The following is a 16,604-nucleotide window of genomic DNA, read 5'->3' as shown; positions in this document are numbered from 1 at the left end:
GGAAGAACAGGACGAAAGCGGTTTTTCCCGAAAGGGTCACCCTCCCGCTTCGACTCGGGACGAGCCTACCGATGACCCCCTCCACCGCCGTGGAAGCCGCCCCCTCCATGAAATCCACCTCCCCCACGGAAACCACCCCCGCCACGATATCCGCCAAAGCCTCCGCCCATTCCACGGTAGCCGCCCCCCATGCCTCCCCGGAATCCGCCGCTGGATCCCCCGAAGCCGCGGCTTCCCATCGAAGCGCCGCGGAACGCGCCAGTTCCACTCCGCATCCCTCCCGCATAGCCTCCTGCGGCCCCGCGCCAACCGGAAGAACCCGCTCGGGAAAACCCGCGCCCCGCCGCACTGTTGAAATGGGAAACCCCTCCCGCTCCCGTTGCGCCACGCCAAGAGCCCGTTCCGCCTCGGAAGGCGCCGCCCCCATAGCCGCTCCAGGAACCCGCTCGCGCTCCCGCAAAACTCCCGCCGGCACCCCGGCCTCCCATTCCGCTGCTCCCACTCCCAAAATGGCTATAGCCCGAGCTTCCGGCGTGGGTGGCCCCTCCGAATGAGCGCGATCCCCCCGCCCCGGCTCCCTGTCCACCGAAGTGGCTCCATCCGCCCGAGGCCCCTCCTCCGGCGCGGCCTCCGGCCGCCGTGTTGGCACCAAAATGGGACATCCCTCGCTCGCCTCCCGCGGCCATGCCTCCATGAGCTCCGGCCGCAGCTCCCTGCCCGCCAAAGTGGCTCCACCCGCCCGAGGCCCCTCCTCCGGCGCGGCTTCCGGCCGCCGTGTTGGCGCCAAAATGGGACATCCCCCGCTCGCCTCCCGCAGCCATGCCTCCATGAGCTCCGGCCGCAGCCCCACCATGCATGCCGGCCGCGTGTCCCGCCGTCCCCGCCCTGTTGACGTTGGTGACGTTCCGCGTGTTGCTGACGTTACGGATGTTATTGATGTTTGTAATGTTCGTCCGGTTGTAGACGCCCATCCCGCCCCATCCCCAGCCACCCAAGCCCCATCCCATGCCAAACATGGGCCAGCCAAAGCCGAATCCTAATCCCATGCCGAACATCGGCCAACCGAAGCCCCATCCCATCATCGGCCAACCAAAGCCAAACCCCATGCCGAACATCGGCCAGCCAAAGCCGAAACCGATCCCGATACCGGGCCAGCCAAAGCCGAACCCCCATCCCATGCCGAAACCCCACGGATATCCCCAACCCCCCCAGCCCCAAGGGCCCCAAAAGGGGTTGTAGGGCATGAACGGGGCGGCCGCGTAGTAACCCAATCCGGCGCCCGGCCAGCCCGCATACCCGTACGACCAAGGGGGAACGGTGGCTCCGACAAAGATGTTGGTCACGTTCCGGCCCGTGTCATCGGAATAGCTGTGATAGGCCGGAGAGTCGTCCCACAGGGCGGAGGGAGCGGTCGCCGACTTCGCGGCCGCCATCTCGACCGAGTCACGCTTCTGGTTCCACTGGTCCCATGCGTCGGTGGCCGGCGCATCGGCGATCTGATATTCCGGGTTGGTCGTGCCCTGAATGATCATCATCTTCCCCGCTGGCAGATCTTCCGAACCCTGCGGGGAGACGACCCGAGCGTCCCCTTTGCGCACGATCGCCGTCGCGGTCTCGCCCTCCACCTTGACCCGGTAGTCGCCTTCCTGAACCGGTTGAATGCTCACCCCGGGCGTTCCGATGGCGATGTCCCGATGGTTGCCCGCAAACGCCGCATAGGTCGCGGTTCCGCGGATGACTTCCGCCTTGATGGCGGAAGGCGTCAGATCGCTGATCTGGGCTTCGCCCTCCTCCCCGAGCCGGAGGAAATTGTTGGAGTCGATGCGCACCTCCGCCCGCGACTGCGGTCCGGTCTGGATTCGGTCTCCGGGATGGAGCACTTCGCGGGGAGAACCTGGTTCCCAGCGGTCCGACCCCGCCTTCTGCACCGATACCGACCCCTGGTAGGCCGAGAGCTGCGCGGTATCCGAAGCGGGCGCACCGATGAGAGAAAGGGCCGAGCAGGCCAAGATCATGCCAACCAGCGGCAGGCGCTTCATAGCACCCTCCTTCTAAGGCAATAGCTTATCCGGATCCGGTCGATTGCAAAGAGAATTCCGCCTTTGCCGGGGAAGGCAGATGCGCCTCGTTCCCGCACTCCCGATTTCGCCCGCTGATGGCGACGATCACCCAATCCGGAGAGGCGTCCTCCTCCAGACCAGATGGGTGAGGCCGAAGAGCTCCCACCCGAACGGCGGGTATCCCAGATAACCCGGCAGCGGCATGGCGAAGAGATGCCAGAAGCCGAAGAAGGGAATATGGTAGACCCAATAGGGATTGGATCGGCTGTTCCAAAGCTCCCAGAAGAAGCCACAGAGGAGTGCCGCAAGCCCGAAGGCCACGATCGGCCGCCAGTCCCCCCTTCCGATCGCTGCCAAGAGCGAAGGTCTTCCTCTCCGGGCGTTGAGCGGATCGGTCAGGCAGACCAGTGATGTCCAGAGGAAGGGAAAGAAGATCCTTGGAAAGAGAAGAAAGAGGCCGAGCATCCCGACACCCGCGAGAAAGACGGCGGGAAGCCACCGCTCGACCCTGAGCCAGCCCACCCCGCCCCGGAAGCGCGAAAGCCAGGCAAAGCTTCCGATCCACTCCGCAGTCACGAGAACGGACGGAAGCACGGTCGAGAAACTCATCGACGAGCACAAGAAATAGAGCCACGCGGGGAACCGTTCCAGCCCCACATAGGCCCAATTCTGGCCGCGGAGATTGAAGAGCTCGAAGAGCCACCAGATGGCGGAAGAAAGGGGAAAGAGCGCGGCAAACCACCTCCGGTCTCGATTCAGCAGAGAGCTGCCGGTCCTATGGGAGACCATCCCATCCATTGCGAGGATGTAGCCCAGCCAGAGTGGGAAAAAGAGCCAGGCCGTCCGTGTGCCGGGAAGAAACCAGTTGAGCGGCCAGAAGAAGCCGATCAAGAGCAGGCCGACGCGCAACTCCTTCCGACCGATCGTCTCTGGCCGAGCGCCCTTTCGCTTGCGTCCTTCCATAGCAGTGGTGGGGCTTCCCCCTGCATCTCCCCCTAGCGGGAGCCTGTCCGCTGCCCTTTCTTCCTGCGGGAGGGCTCGGAAGAAGAGCCCTCCGCTCTGCCCGCCCCGCCATCCTTCTCCTTGATGGCTTGATAGAGGATGGCCTCCTCCAGGTAGGTGATCCAGGGTCCGGGCGGGACATCCCGCCGCTCGACGAAACGCCAGTTGACTCGATCCCTTCCACCCAAGCCGAGATACTCCTTGACCGCCGGGGAAACGTCGATCCCTGCCGAAGCCCGCGGCCGATGCGCTCCAAAGACATAGGCCGCATCGTCCGAGACAAACGGTCCGGCGTCCATCCACTGCGCATAGACGCGCTTTCCGCTCGCTCCCTCGATTTCGACCCAATGCCCTTCACAGCGCGATCGGCCGTCGGCGGCTTCGGAGCCGTCCCAGGGGATCCACTTCCTGGCCAGCCCCGGATGAGCCAAGTCGTTGAAGGGAAGCGCGACGTAAAAAGGATTCAATGTGGCGGCATGCGTACCCGGAAGGAGTCCCGCACGCGCCACCGGGCTATCCTCCCCTCCGTAATGCCGCACCCAGTGCGCATCCCAGGAGCTTCGGAGGTTTCCCGAGGGGCTCTGCGGCGCCCAGTCCGTTCCGATCCAGAAGACGGTGGAGACGATCCCTCGATGCCACGGATAAGCCGAGGAACCCCCGGCAGGCTCCTTCCGCCCTGCGGCATCGGCTGAATCAAGCCCCGCCACCGGGCAGAAGAGCAGAAGAGCCCAGAGCAAGAGGGCGGTGCCCCGCGACAACCGCTTCCCATCGCGATCACCGGGACCTCGGATTGGCCTCATCGCCTCCGCCTTCGGGAGCGTGCGCAAGATAGCCGCCGAAAGGGCCCTTTCGGCAAGAGAGCAGCGACCCAGATTTAGCCCCCGATCAAATTCGCGATCTGCCGCCGCACCCGATTGAGTCCACGAACGACCTCCTCCTCGACGGACGAGCCGCTTCGCCGGTGATGGACCGGCTTCCTCCTGGCTTCGGCGGTCTTCTTGCTCTCGGTCTCCTTCTTCTGCGCCGTCCGCCGCGGCTCCTCGGCGGCCTGTCCTTCGGAGACCTCCTCGCCTGTTTCGCTCGGCGCCTCTGCCGCTGCTTGCCGATGACCGGTGGAAGCACTCCAGGGAGTCGGGGTGTGCGGCGGCGGAACCGCCTCCTCTCGGGTCCCGGCCTTGCCGCCACCGGTCCCCGAAGCGGGAGGAGATGCCTGCGAGGATTCTACCCGGTCGAGCTCGGCCTGAAGCTCCTCCACCCGGGTTTGAAGGCTATTCCTCTGTCCGGCTACCGAGGTCAACAGACGCTCCTGCTGCTGTCTTGTGCGCACCAGCTCGTCCTCCAGCTTCCGGACCCGATCCTTGAGTGCGGCCACCTCCGAGCTGTTGGCCGTGGTCGTCGTCTCCAGGCGGCGGATCTCCTTCCTCCCTTCCATCCGCGCGACCTCCGCTTGAATGCGCTCCATCTGAGCGCGCAGCTGCACCACCTCCTGAGCCTGAGCCGCAACCGGACTTTCCGTCTGGAGCCGCTGCTGCTCTTTCTGAGCCTGCGCCAACTGGTTTTCCAGCTGCTGGACGGTCCCCTCGAGCTGAACGACGCGCGCCGCACCCTCTTCCTGCCCTCCCGCCGCCTGTGCCGCCGTCACCTGCGCGGCCTTGACCCGGGAAAGCTCATCTTGCAAAGCAATGACTTGCCCGCTCAGCTCCTTCATCTTCTCCTGGACCGCCTGCCGCTCCTTCGCCTTCTCCTGCACCCCCTTGGCATGCGCGAGCTGTGCTTGCAGATCCTGGAGCCGTTTTTGCAAGCGGCTGCGCTCTTCCTCATTCTTCCGGCTCTTCTTGAGCTTGCCTACCTGGGCATTGAGCGAATCGACCTCCGCCGAAAGGGTGCCGATCTTCGCAATCTCCGCCTGGGTGGCCGCTTCCTCTGCCATCTCCTTGGTGCGCGCCGCCTTGAGCTCGGAAAGCTCCCCCTGCAGATTTCCCAGCAGATCGCGCAGCTCCATCATCTGTCGGTTCACCACGGCCTTGTCCGCGTTGCTCTCCCGGCTGGCTTCGAGCTTGGCCAGCTTGTCCTCCACCTCCTGAAGGCGCCCCTCCACGGGCGAGGCGGGTGCGGGCGTTGGCGCCGTCGGAAGGCCCACCATGCGCTTGTCCATCTCGGCGAGCTGCTTGCGCACGTAGCCCAAGCGGTACTCGACGATCTGCCTTTCCCATTGGGGATTCGCGCGGTGGAGCTCCTCCAGAGCCGATTGCGCCTCCCGGTACTGCCCGGCCGCCTTGGTATAGAAGCCCTGTCCGGCCGCCCGGTCCGCATCCTGGATTTCCACGTAGACTTGTAAAAAGCGATCTTGCGGCGAGCTGGCGACCGCCGCCTGGGTCGCCCGCAGTGGGGAGAGCAGTGCGGAGCCGAGGATCCATAGGACGCCCAGGCGCTGCAGCCAGCCCCCCGCTGGAGAATCGCTCCCGCTGGTTTCGCGCACCCCCATGCCCCCTACATTAGCCCGCCGCCGCGTTTCTGGCCACGCCCGGCCGCATCGGATGCTCCATTTTTTTGTCGGAAATCCAAATCGAGGGCCACTCCTGGCCGCTTTACGCGCTCCCTTGGCAGGGTTCGCACCACCAAGAGCTCCGTTCCCCGCTCGTCGATCGTCTTGACCGCGATCCGCCGATGCTTGCCCGGCCTGAAAAGAGAGCTCCTCCTTCCTTCCGGATCCCCTCGCTCTCTCGTTGCCCCCAGTGCGCGCCCCACCGCTTCCCACGCTTCCGTTCGCGGGAAAAACGCCTCTCGCGGCAGAAAGCAGCTCCCATCGTAGTCGGTGTCCAGGAACCATGCGGGCAGCTCCTCGGTCCTTCGCTGCTCGAGAGTCCTGGTCAATGGGTCGAAGAACGCCATGCCGACGATCTCGACCTGCCATCGTTCCTCCTCGCCTCCCGGCTTCCGCCGGACCCGGACCTGGGGGAGACCGCTCAGCCAGAAGATCTGGCTCGAGCGCGTCCATTTGAGCAGGCCCCCCATGAGCAGATCGAGGCTCGCCTGGACGTAGTGGAGGCGCCGGTTCCCGCGACCAAGCTTACGGAGCCGCTCCAGACCTCCGGCGTCGATCGAAAACCCCACGAGGTAGAGATCCCGATATCCTTTTCGGCTTGCTTCCCGGGCGGCTTTCCGCACCAGGTCCTCCCCAATCGGCTCCGTCTCGAGCCCGAAGACGATTCCCACCCGTTTACCCGCCACTACGCCTTCTGCGCCCAAAACGGAGGGCCAATCCGGTGCCCGGATCTTTTCCAGGGGAATCCTTTTGCGGCCAGCTCCCGCAAAGACTGGCGAGAGGCCGAGCGCCTCGCGCATCCTCTCCGCAAACGAGCGGCCTTCCTCGGCGGAGCTTTTTCCCTCGGCGTTCACGGGCATGAGCCCTTCCACCAAGAAGGGGCCCGAGAGCCGGGTCCGGCCCGTTGCCAGCTCCGGACAGTCGACCAGAACTTCCTCTTCCGCGGGCTGGTCCTTGGCGATTGCTTCCAAGGTCAAGTGGGGCACAATCCCGCCCACTTCCTCCCCCGCGCCGTTCTGCCGCCTCGCATAGAGGAAGCCCCCGGCGGGTCCCTCCACGGGATCGCGAAGAGCGTGGTAAGGATAGACGGATGTCAAGAGCCGCATCCGGGTCAGCGCGAGCGGCACTGGAGCGGCGTCGATGCAGATCCACCGCCGTCCCCAACGCTCGGCAACGGCGGCCGTCGTTCCGCTGCCGCAGGTCGGATCGAGCACGAGATCTCCGGGATCGGTCGTCATGAGCAGGCACCGCTCCACCACCTTCTCGACCGTCTCCACGACGTAGCGCCGGTTCCGTTGAAAGCTCGGCCGGACATCCGACCAGTGGTTGGTCAGGCCCACCACCGGAAAATCGGAGAGATACCGCTTGTACATGAGCGTCCGGCCGCTCACGACGAGCCTTCCCATTTCGGCCAGCCGCTCCATCCCCTCCCGCGTCGTCTTCCAATGGCTATTCGCATACGGCCGAAAGGTCCGCCCGGCAAAGGGGAAGGCAAAGCTCCCCCGTTCGCTCGCCCCGGCACTCCTCAGGTCGCCCAAGGCAAAGATCCGGGCTCCTGGAGGCACCCGATCGGGATTCGCCTCCTCGGAGGGAGAAAGCGCACGGCACTTTCCGTCCGGGAGCTCGACCCAGCGGTAGTTGGAGGCCCCTTCGGCTCCCGGCCGCTTTCTCTGGTAAAGGGGGTGATATTTGACCCGCTCCTTTTGCCTCGCATACCAGAGAAGGTAGTCCGACACCCCTCGCAGGAGCTTGCCCGGGAAGGCCGAGGTCTTCCGAAACGAGATGAGGCTTACGAAGTTCCTTTCGCCGAAGACCTCGTCCAGCAGGATGCGCACGTGGTGGAGATTCTCCTCTCCGATCTGCAGGAAGAGGCTTCCCGTCGGGTGGAGCAGCGCGCGGCAGAGAAGGAGCCGCTCCCGCAGATGGGCCAAGTAGGAGGGAAGCCCCTGCTCCCAGGCATCCCGGTACGCCTTGACCCGGACGAACCCAGGGGCTGCTTCTCCCCTCCTCCGGGCAAACGGCTCGAAGCAGGAGGGAAAGTTGACTCCATAGGGAGGGTCGAAGTAGACCGTCTGAACCTCGCCTTCCCGACCTTCCCGAAAAAGAAGAGACTTCAGGACGAGCAAGGAATCCCCCCAGATGAGCCGATTCTCCCATCCGCCAGGGAACCCGTAGCTGCCCAGGAGCGGCGGGAGTTCCCGCTCATCCTCCTTTCCGAGCATCGTTCTCACGATCCTCTCCGCGGAGATCCGCTCCCGGCAAAAGAGAGGGGGAGGAGCACCGGCGGAACGAAAACCGGCCTCCTCAGTGCGTCGCCCAGGCCGGGCAAGCCGGCAGAGCCGCTCAACCGCATCGGAGAGCCCTTCGACGCGCACGGGCGGTCGTCCCTCCTTCACAAGCTCTTGCGGTCGCGGAAACCGGTGCGGTGGGGGAAGCGCTGCCGCCTCGGCGATTCGGGCCAAGAGCCATTCGCGCAAGAGCTGCTCGGGCCCGGACCCCTCCCCGAAGCGTTCCGGCATCCGTGGTTGATTCGCCATCCTTCCCATCGGCTCGCTTCCCATTCCCGTGGAGGCGGGCCAAAGCCTGCACCGCACCACACGGGAATCAAGCCCTAGACAAACTTCCTCGGCGATCCCCGCGCCCGCTTCAGGATGGTTGCGAGCTTCCCGACTGGCTGAGCGCTCTTGCCTCCACGCCCATCCTGCCACGAGCTCCCCAAGAAGGGCACATCCATTCCATGGGGGCCGTCTGTTTTTCGGCCTCTTCGCTGTTTCAAGTGGGTAGAGCGGGAAGATCGAGCCGCAACTTTCCGGCTTTGAGGAACGCGGCAATCCTCAGGTAGCGGAAGCTCCGAAAGCCTCTGGCCATCCCTTTGGCAAGCTGGATCCGCCCGTGGCTCGCTTCGATGATTCCGTGGGTGATCGACGCAGGCCCTCCTGGTTTCTTGCTACGTGTCCATTCGTTTGTCTGCCATCGCCCCAGGTCTCTCTTCGGCATCAGCCGTTGGAGCCCGAACGCCTTGCGCGCCTGCTAGGACAATCCTTCTCATTTGGCTATAGCTTGGACTATGGCACAGCATATCCTCTCCTCGTCTTCTCGAATGCTCGGCTTTTCCTTCGTCACGCTGGGGCTGATCCAAGGATTCTGGAAAGCCACTCCAGCGCGCGCGCTCATGGAAGATCTCGTCGGATTCAGCGTGATCTTCTTCCTGGGCGCAACGGTTTTCGCCTACCTGGCTTTGCGTTCGGAGAGACGGGCCAACTTCTGGGAACGAGTGGCCGACGGGCTCTTTCTTGTCGGCTTGGCCTTCACCGTGGGCGAAACCATCGTGCTAGTCGTTTCGATCACCTAGCGCATCTTCTGGGCAGCGACCGACCCGCCTTCAAGGCGAAGGGGGAAAGGTTCGTGCTTCCCCGGGAGAGGGAGCAAGGGAATGACTTCGGGCTACCCAGCGGACCGCTTCCTCCAAGTGGGCCATCCTCAGCCGGTAGCGGCGGAAAGTGGGATCCTCCGCTTCCGTTTTGCTCTCCTCCAGGTATTCCCGGATGGCGATCATCGTTCCCTTTCGGCAGACCGCTTCGATCTGGGCACCTGAGCATCCTTCGGTCTGCGCCGCCAGGGATCCCAAGTCGATGTCGGGAGCAACCGGCTTGCCGCGCAGGTGGACGCGAAGGATCTCCTGCCGTTCCCGCACGTCCGGGAGCATGAGGGGGATGATCAGGTCGAAGCGTCCCGGTCGCAGAATGGCCGGGTCGATGATATCGATCCGGTTGGTCGCCCCGAGCACCACGACCCCGTGCAGCTCCTCCATCCCGTCGATCTCGGTCAGGAGCGCCCCCACCACCCGTTCCATCACCCGGCTGTCCCCGCCCGACCCGCGGGCCGGCGCAAGCGCGTCGATCTCGTCGAGGAAGACGACGCAAGGCGCGGCGCCGCGAGCCCGGCGGAAGATCTCCCGGACGCCCCGCTCCGATTCGCCGACCCACTTCGATATGAGCGCGGGTCCCTTGACGCCAATGAAGTTGGCGTTGCTCTCCGTCGCAGCCGCCTTGGCCAGCAGGGTCTTCCCGGTGCCGGGCGGTCCGTGCAGCAGGATCCCCTTGGCGGGCCTCGCCCCGGCATGGTGGAAAAGCTGCGCATGGCGCAGCGGCCATTCGAGCGCCTCCCGCAGCTCTCGTTTGGCTTCCTCGAGGCCTCCGATGTCCGTCCAATGGACGTCGGGCACCTCGGCCATGACCTCCCGCAGCGCGGAGGGCTCGACTTGGCAGAGGGCCTCTCGGAAATGGATCCGCGCGACTTCCGGATCCCGAGGGCCGTTCCCGCGAGCCCTGGCTTCTCCCTCCGGGGAGCTGTGGGTAAGGAACTCCCGGAGCGAAGCCATTGCCGCCTCTCGGCAGAGGAGCTCAAGATCGGCTCCCAGGTAGCCATGAGTGCGCTCCGCAAGCTCCTCGAGGTCCACGTCTTCCGCCAGTGGCATCCGGCGGCTATGAATCTGAAGGATTTCCACTCTTCCCTGCCGGTCGGGAATGCCGATCGTGATCTCCCGATCGAAGCGGCCCGGCCGCCGAAGCGCCGGATCGAGCAGGTTGGGCAGGTTGGTCGCTCCGAGCACGACCACTTGGCCCCGCGTCCGAAGGCCATCCATCAGGGAGAGGAGTTGACCCACGACGCGCTTTTCCATCTCGCCGACGACCGCATCGCGCTTCGGGGCGAGTGCGTCGATCTCATCGAAGAAGATGATGCTGGGCGCCTTCTTCTCCGCCTCCTCGAAGATCCGTCGCAGTCGGGCCTCGGCCTCCCCGTAATGCTTGTCGAGGATCTCCGGGCCGCTGACCGGGAAGAAGCTCGCCTCCGTCTTGCTTGCGACCACCCGGGCGATCAGGGTCTTCCCCGAGCCCGGTGGTCCATGGAGCAGCACTCCCTTGGGCGCACCGATCCCGAAGCGCTCGAAGAGCTCTGGGTGACGGAGCGGCAGCTCGACCATCTCCCGGACCCGCTGCATCTCACGATGGAGACCACCGACATCTTCGTAACCGATTGCGCGGGCGCCAGACTCCCGGCTGCTCCATCGATCGATGCGCAACTCGGTCGATGGTGCGACCACCACCAGCCCGTCGGGCTCGGTCAGCGAAACGAGGCAATCCGTCATCTTTCCGGAAGCGGCGATCCGCACGCGATCCCCTACCACCAGGGGCCGCCCTTCCATCCGACACAAGATCTCCTTCCTCTCCCGCTCCTTGAGGGGAGCCCAGGCCGAGGAGAGCGAGGCGAGAATCACCCGTCGAGCTGGAATGGCTTGGGTCTGGGAAAGGGAGACCTTTTCCCCCAATCCGATTCCGGCGTTCCCTCGGAGGATCGGATCGAGCAGCACGGTTCCTGGCCTTGTGCCTTCGTCCGCCTTTTTTACGGTAGCAATTCCAACCGTTTTTCTTTTCCCTTCGATCGCCACGATCTCTCCCGAACGAAGGTTCAAGGAGTTCATATCCTCCTTCGCCAGGCGGCAAATCCCCCGCCCCTCATCCCCGGGACCCGCTTCCGCCACCCGCAGGGTGCGATTTGTCCCGCCGCTTCGCCAGCGCATCCCGGTCAGCCTCAGCAATCGATTCATGAGCGCCCTCTCATTGTGGGTAACGGTCGATCTTCCCGCCATCGGGGAACTCCCCAGTCTCTCATCCTGGGATGCCCTGTAATGACAGGCACGCCCCTCCGCGTTGCATGGCATGGGCGCCCGCATCTTCCCTCGGCTTGCCGCTTGCAAAATCGCTGCGGCCGAGGAGAGCGAAACCATGAAGCGGCGGGACCCCGGCCTTCGCAGAGTCGGCAGGCCGTCGGGTCCGGGAACGAGCCAAACGAAGGCGAGTCCCCGATCGCCTAGGGAGATGGGGCTTGCGCGGGGAGTGCGCGAGCCACGCGCTCTGAGGCCCGCTCTCCGGCAGTGCCCTTCGATGGGGAATGTGGGGCGGCACGAGACCACTGGATCGCCGCGTAGTAAGCGCCGCCGCTATAGCGTACCCGGGAAGAGGGATTCCCTCCAAAGGCGTCGTAGCTGCTATTGCCCGAAGTGTCCCGCTCCTCTGTTCTGAACAAGTTCTCGGTCGTTCCCGTTGTGAATTGATCCGAGCTGAGCAAGATCAACGCATCCGCGCCGACTTTTTTGGCCAGAGCTACGGCTCGCGTTCTCGGCGAGCCGAAAGCACCGCTGCGGGCGCCAATCAATCCGAGGATCACGTAAGGCCTGGCGGGAGGGGTCGTATAAATCGCCATCCCTTTGACCACGCTATGGACGCCAGTACCCTCGTTGCCCACCGAAGGGCGTTCGAACGGTTGCCAAACCGCTCCCATAGCCATGGCTCCGGGCGTCCCTGCTGCAAGCAGGCCACATGCGACCGACAAAATCAAAACGGCTCGCTTCGCAAGTTGCCTTCTTCGACCAGGCCAATCGGGCCGCCTTCCGGGTCTTCGCATGCAGGATTCCACAGGAAGATGCTCTTCTCTTCTGGTAACGAAGAAGCCGATCCGGCGGATTCTTTGCTCTGGTGCGCTCGAGAGGATTTGAACCTCCACGGGTTGCCCCACTAGAACCTGAATCTAGCGCGTCTGCCGTTCCGCCACGAGCGCGAAGCAACACAAAGGGTGGCGCGAAAGAGAGCCTCCGTCAAACCTTTCTCGGGGCTTCTCGGAACCCGGCGGCTCTCTTCGCGGGAGGAGTGCCACTGACCAGCAATGGAGGAACGCTTGGCGCGTTTCGGGAGCCGGAGGCTCGTGGTCGTTCGCGGAGCCGGAAAGCCTCTGAAGCCCGATTTTCGCTCCCGCCCAAGAAGGAGGGCAAGCGGAAGCTTTGCCGCAGCCGATTCTGGCATGACTCCTGCTACGTCTTCCCAAGATCATGGAGCTCCCCGCAGCGAGGCCGATCCGGCGAAGAGAGCAGACGAGATGGAGAGGAATCGGGTGAGCCGCCACGGTTTGGGGCTTGACCGCCCGACCCCCTCACCGGAGATTCCTCCTTTCATGAACGCCTTTCTCGGAGCCTTTCGCTTTACCAAGGAAGCCACGCCGAGTGCGATCCGGGAATGCATCGGCGCCCACCTTCGCTTCAGCCTGGCCCGCGTCCCAAAGAGCGCGACCCCGCGGGACTGGTGGCTTGCCACCTCGCTCATGACGCGGGATTTCCTGGTCGAGCGCCTCCTCGCGACGCAGGAGGAGCATAAGAACAGCGGCGTTCGTCGGCTCTACTACCTTTCGCTCGAATACTTCCTGGGCCGCCTGCTGCGCCAGAACCTCCTCAACCTTGGCCTCTGGGATCTCACCGGAGAGGCGCTGCGACAGATCGACATCGATCTGGAGGAGATCTGCCAGGAAGAAGGGGAGATGGGCCTCGGAAACGGGGGCTTGGGCCGGCTCGCCGCCTGCTTCCTCGAGTCGCTGGCTACCCTGCAGCTGCCGGCGATCGGCTACGGGATCCATTATGAGTTCGGCCTCTTTCAGCAGGACTTTTCCCGGGGATACCAGATCGAACGCCCGGATGATTGGCACCGGTTCGGCAGCCCCTGGGAGATCCTCCATCCCGAGATCTCCCAGACGGTCCATCTCTACGGGAGGATCGACCACCGGGAGGGCGGCTGCTGCTGGACCGGCTGCCGCGACGTCCTCGGCCTTCCCTTCGACATCCCGGTCGCGGGCTTCGGGGGCAACACGGTCAACCTGCTCCGCCTTTGGAGCGCCAAGTCGACTCGAGAGTTCGACCTCGACGCATTCAACCGCGGAGGCTACTTCGAGGCGGTCGGAGAAAAGAGCTTCTGTGAATCCATCACGAAGGTCCTCTATCCCAACGACAAGACCGAGAGCGGCAAGGAGCTGCGCCTAGTCCAGCAATACTTCTTCGTCGCCTGCTCCCTCCGGGACATCCTTCGCCGCTTCGAGGCGGAGCATCACGACTGGGAGCTCTTTCCGGAAAAGGTCGTCATCCACCTGAACGACACCCACCCGGCCATCGCGATCGTCGAGCTGATGCGGATCCTGATCGACGAGCGGCGGATGGAGTGGGAAGTGGCATGGACCTGGGTCACCCGGATCTTCGCCTACACCAACCACACCCTCCTCCCGGAAGCGCTCGAAACCTGGTCGGTCCCCCTCTTCCACCGAGTGCTTCCCCGGCATCTGGAGATCCTCTACGAGATCAATCGGCGGCTCCTCGAAACGGTTCCCGCCACCGACGAGGCGGCCCAGGCCCGGCGCCGAGCCATTTCGCTGATCGAGGAGAACCAGACCAAGGCGGTCCGCATGGCCCACCTGGCCGTGGTCGGGAGCTTTTCGGTCAACGGGGTCTCGGCTCTTCACTCAGAGCTCCTCCAGAGCCGCCTCTTTCCCGACTTCGCGGCGCTCTTTCCCGGAAAGTTCCGGAACGTGACCAACGGGATCACCCCCCGGGTCTGGCTCCTGGGAGCCAACCCGCAGCTCGCCTCTCTCTTGACCGAGGCTCTGGGCGAAGCCTGGATCACCGATCTTTCGCGCCTTGGAGAGCTTCGGAAGTTCTTTGACGATGCCTCCTTCCGGGAGCGCTATGCCGCGATCAAGCGGACGAACAAGGTCCGGCTCGCGGACTGCCTGCGGGAGTGGTGCGGGATCAGCGCAGATCCAGATGCGCTCTTCGATGTGCAGATCAAGCGCATCCATGAATACAAGCGGCAGCATCTGAACCTCCTCCATATCCTCTGGCTCTACCGGAGGATCCTCGAGCACCCCCAGGAGGAGTTCCCACCCAGGCTCTTCCTCTTCGGCGGGAAGGCCGCACCGGGATACGACCTGGCCAAGTGCATCATCAAGGCGATCAACGCGGTGGCTTCCCGGATCAATGGCGATCCCCAAGCCTTCGGGAAGCTGCAAGTCGCCTTCGTCCCGAACTATGGTGTCTCCCGAGCCTCGCGCATCATTCCCGCCGCCGACCTCTCGGAGCAGATCTCGACCGCCGGGAAGGAGGCCTCGGGCACGGGCAACATGAAGCTGGCCCTCAACGGGGCGGTCACGATCGGCACCTTGGATGGAGCCAACGTCGAGATCCGAGAGGCGGTCGGCCCGGAGAACATCTTCATCTTCGGCCTGACCGCCCAAGAGGTGACCGATCGGATCGAGTCCGGCTATACCCCGTGGGAGATCTACGAGGCCGATCCAGAGATCCGGGCAATTCTCGACTGGATCGGCTCGGGCGACCTCACCCCCGGGGAGCCGCCCTCGGTGCTCGCCCCACTCCGATCCAGCCTCTTGGAAGGGGGAGACCCCTTCCTCGTGCTGGCCGACTTCGCGGCCTACCTGGCCGCCCAGCGCCAAGCCGAACAAGCCTACCGGGACAAGTCCCGCTGGCTTCCCATGGTCCTGGAGAACACCGCTTCGGTCGGGCGGTTTTCGAGCGACCGCTCGATCCGGGAGTATGCGGACGGGATCTGGCGGCTCACCCCGCTCGCCCCTTAAGAGGGCGCTCGCTTCTTGGCAAGCGGCGTGGAGACCAGGATCGCCAGGACGACAAAGCACCAGGCGCAGAACCGGAAGACGTCGTCGAAGGCCAGGATCGCGGCGTGGTTTGAGGCGTAGCGCCCTAGAACCTGAATGGCTTGCAGCGGGGAAGCGTCCGATTGCAAGAGTCGGTCGACCGCCTGGGCAAAGGCCGGGGCGCCCCGGGGAGCGGTTTCGACCAGGCGCGTCTGCTGGAAGGCCATCCGATGGATGAGAAGGGTTTCCAAGAGACCCGGTCCCCAGCTCATCGCGTAGGTACGCACCAAAATCAGGGTTTCGGCTGCCGCGCTTTCCCGGTGACGAGGAGTCCCACGCAGGGTGAGGGCACTCAGGGTGGCGATCGCTCCCAGGCAGGCCCCCTCGAGGAGCTGGGATCCCAGCGAGTAGGTATACCACGATCGTCGTTGGAAGTAGTCATAGCCGCTCACCCAGTAGGCGTAGCCGGCAAAGCCGAGCAGGTAGAGAGCCGAGGACCAACGCGCATCGACGTGGCGATTGAGATAGGTGGCCAAGATCCAGCCAAGGGGCATGAACAGGAACAGCGGCAAGAAGACCCAGGCGGCCAGATCGGGCGTATAGCCGCTCAGCGTCTGGAGATGGATGAGGATGATGGCGAGCATCCCGAAGGCGAGCAGCAGGAGGACCGAGTTGGCCAGAACCCCGATCGCGTAATGCGGCTGGAGGAAGAGCCGGACGCCGACGAGCGGCTTTTTCTCGCCCAGCTCCCAGATCCCAAAAGCGATCAGGGAGAGCACCCCGACCACGACCAGGACGACGATGAAGGTCGAGTTGTACCAGTCCTCGTCCTGCCCGCGAACGACCATCGTCTGAAAGGCGAGCGTGAAAGAGAGCACGAGGCCAAGACCCACCCAATCGAACCGGAAGGGCACGCGCTTTTCCTGGCGGCGGGAGAGGAGCGCCCAGAGGAGGCCGCAGAAGAAAAGATGGAGGAGAGCCGTGAGGGAGAAAAAGGCACGCCAGCCGACCGCCTCTTCCAGCATGGCGCCCACGCTCGGGCCAAAGGCAAAGCCGCTGATCAGGAGCAAGCCAAAGCCGGTGATGAGGTTGGGCCAGCGTTCGATTGGATGGAAGCGGAGCATGATGAACTGGGCGAGGATCATCCCCATTCCCGAAAAGAAGCCGAGCAGGAGCCGAAAGGTGAGGAAGAGATAGAAATCGGGGATCAGGCCGCAAAGAAAGGAGAAGGCGCTCATGCCCAGACAGGAGGCGAGGAGCGCAGGAACCGGCCGGAACCGGCGAGATGCCCAGGTCGCCAGGAACGTCCCGATGCCCTGCCCGCTGAAGAAGATCGCCATGCTCCAGAAGGCATGGCTCGGGCTCTGTCCCAGCGCGCCCACCGCGTAGAGCGCCATCGGCGCATAGGAGGAAGAGCCGTAGACCGCGAGGAGAAACTCCAGCGGAAGGACGATCTGGATCACCCAGGACCGCCATCCATGCAGGGCAATCTCGGGCTTCATCCGATCCGCCGT

At 64.4% G+C, this 16,604-nt stretch carries 10 protein-coding genes and 1 tRNA gene; 2 read left to right on the top strand and 9 right to left on the bottom strand.

From position 1 onward, the window contains the following. Positions 1-65: 65 nt before the first annotated feature. From MacB4_RS11340 to MacB4_RS00910, 6 genes are all read right to left on the bottom strand, one after another. The gene (locus tag MacB4_RS11340) at positions 66-2,039 is read right to left on the bottom strand and encodes a FecR domain-containing protein (protein WP_206864026.1); all 1,974 of its coding nucleotides are present in this window, start codon (positions 2,037-2,039) and stop codon (positions 66-68) included. A 126-nt stretch (positions 2,040-2,165) separates the two neighbouring features. Next, positions 2,166-3,023: a hypothetical protein gene (locus MacB4_RS00930; RefSeq protein ID WP_206864025.1), complete on the bottom strand. Its 858-nt coding sequence runs from the start codon at positions 3,021-3,023 to the stop codon at positions 2,166-2,168. Positions 3,024-3,055: 32 nt separating this feature from the next. Further along, positions 3,056-3,862: a hypothetical protein gene (locus MacB4_RS00925; protein ID WP_242529268.1), complete on the bottom strand. Its 807-nt coding sequence runs from the start codon at positions 3,860-3,862 to the stop codon at positions 3,056-3,058. Positions 3,863-3,936: 74 nt separating this feature from the next. Further along, a complete protein-coding gene (locus MacB4_RS00920; RefSeq protein ID WP_206864024.1) occupies positions 3,937-5,547 on the bottom strand; it encodes a hypothetical protein in 1,611 nt (536 codons plus the stop codon). Positions 5,548-5,552: 5 nt separating this feature from the next. After that, on the bottom strand, positions 5,553-8,144 hold the full coding sequence (locus tag MacB4_RS00915; RefSeq protein WP_206864023.1) for a site-specific DNA-methyltransferase: 2,592 nt from the start codon (positions 8,142-8,144) through the stop codon (positions 5,553-5,555). Between the two features lie 235 nt (positions 8,145-8,379). After that, positions 8,380-8,604, bottom strand: a complete 225-nt coding sequence (locus MacB4_RS00910) for a transposase (protein WP_242529267.1) — start codon at positions 8,602-8,604, stop codon at positions 8,380-8,382. A 70-nt stretch (positions 8,605-8,674) separates the two neighbouring features. On the opposite strand from MacB4_RS00910, the gene MacB4_RS00905 reads away from it, so the two are divergent. Then, on the top strand, positions 8,675-8,959 hold the full coding sequence (locus MacB4_RS00905; protein ID WP_206864022.1) for a hypothetical protein: 285 nt from the start codon (positions 8,675-8,677) through the stop codon (positions 8,957-8,959). Between the two features lie 30 nt (positions 8,960-8,989). Here MacB4_RS00905 and MacB4_RS00900 read toward each other — a convergent pair whose 3' ends face one another. Continuing rightward, on the bottom strand, positions 8,990-11,257 hold the full coding sequence (locus tag MacB4_RS00900) for a CDC48 family AAA ATPase (protein ID WP_242529266.1): 2,268 nt from the start codon (positions 11,255-11,257) through the stop codon (positions 8,990-8,992). An 884-nt stretch (positions 11,258-12,141) separates the two neighbouring features. Then, positions 12,142-12,225: transfer RNA gene (locus tag MacB4_RS00895), tRNA-Leu, on the bottom strand. A gap of 390 nt (positions 12,226-12,615) precedes the next feature. On the opposite strand from MacB4_RS00895, the gene MacB4_RS00890 reads away from it, so the two are divergent. Next, positions 12,616-15,072, top strand: a complete 2,457-nt coding sequence (locus MacB4_RS00890; RefSeq protein ID WP_206864021.1) for a glycogen/starch/alpha-glucan phosphorylase — start codon at positions 12,616-12,618, stop codon at positions 15,070-15,072. Here MacB4_RS00890 and MacB4_RS00885 read toward each other — a convergent pair. After that, positions 15,069-16,592, bottom strand: coding sequence for an MFS transporter (locus MacB4_RS00885; protein ID WP_206864020.1), 1,524 nt, complete (start codon positions 16,590-16,592; stop codon positions 15,069-15,071). The two genes, MacB4_RS00890 and MacB4_RS00885, sit on opposite strands and share 4 nt — an antisense overlap. Positions 16,593-16,604: the final 12 nt, after the last annotated feature.

The sequence above is a fragment of the Methylacidimicrobium sp. B4 genome, from assembly GCF_017310545.1.
Lineage (GTDB): Bacteria > Verrucomicrobiota > Verrucomicrobiia > Methylacidiphilales > Methylacidiphilaceae > Methylacidimicrobium.
This window is presented reverse-complemented; position numbering and strand designations above follow the sequence as displayed.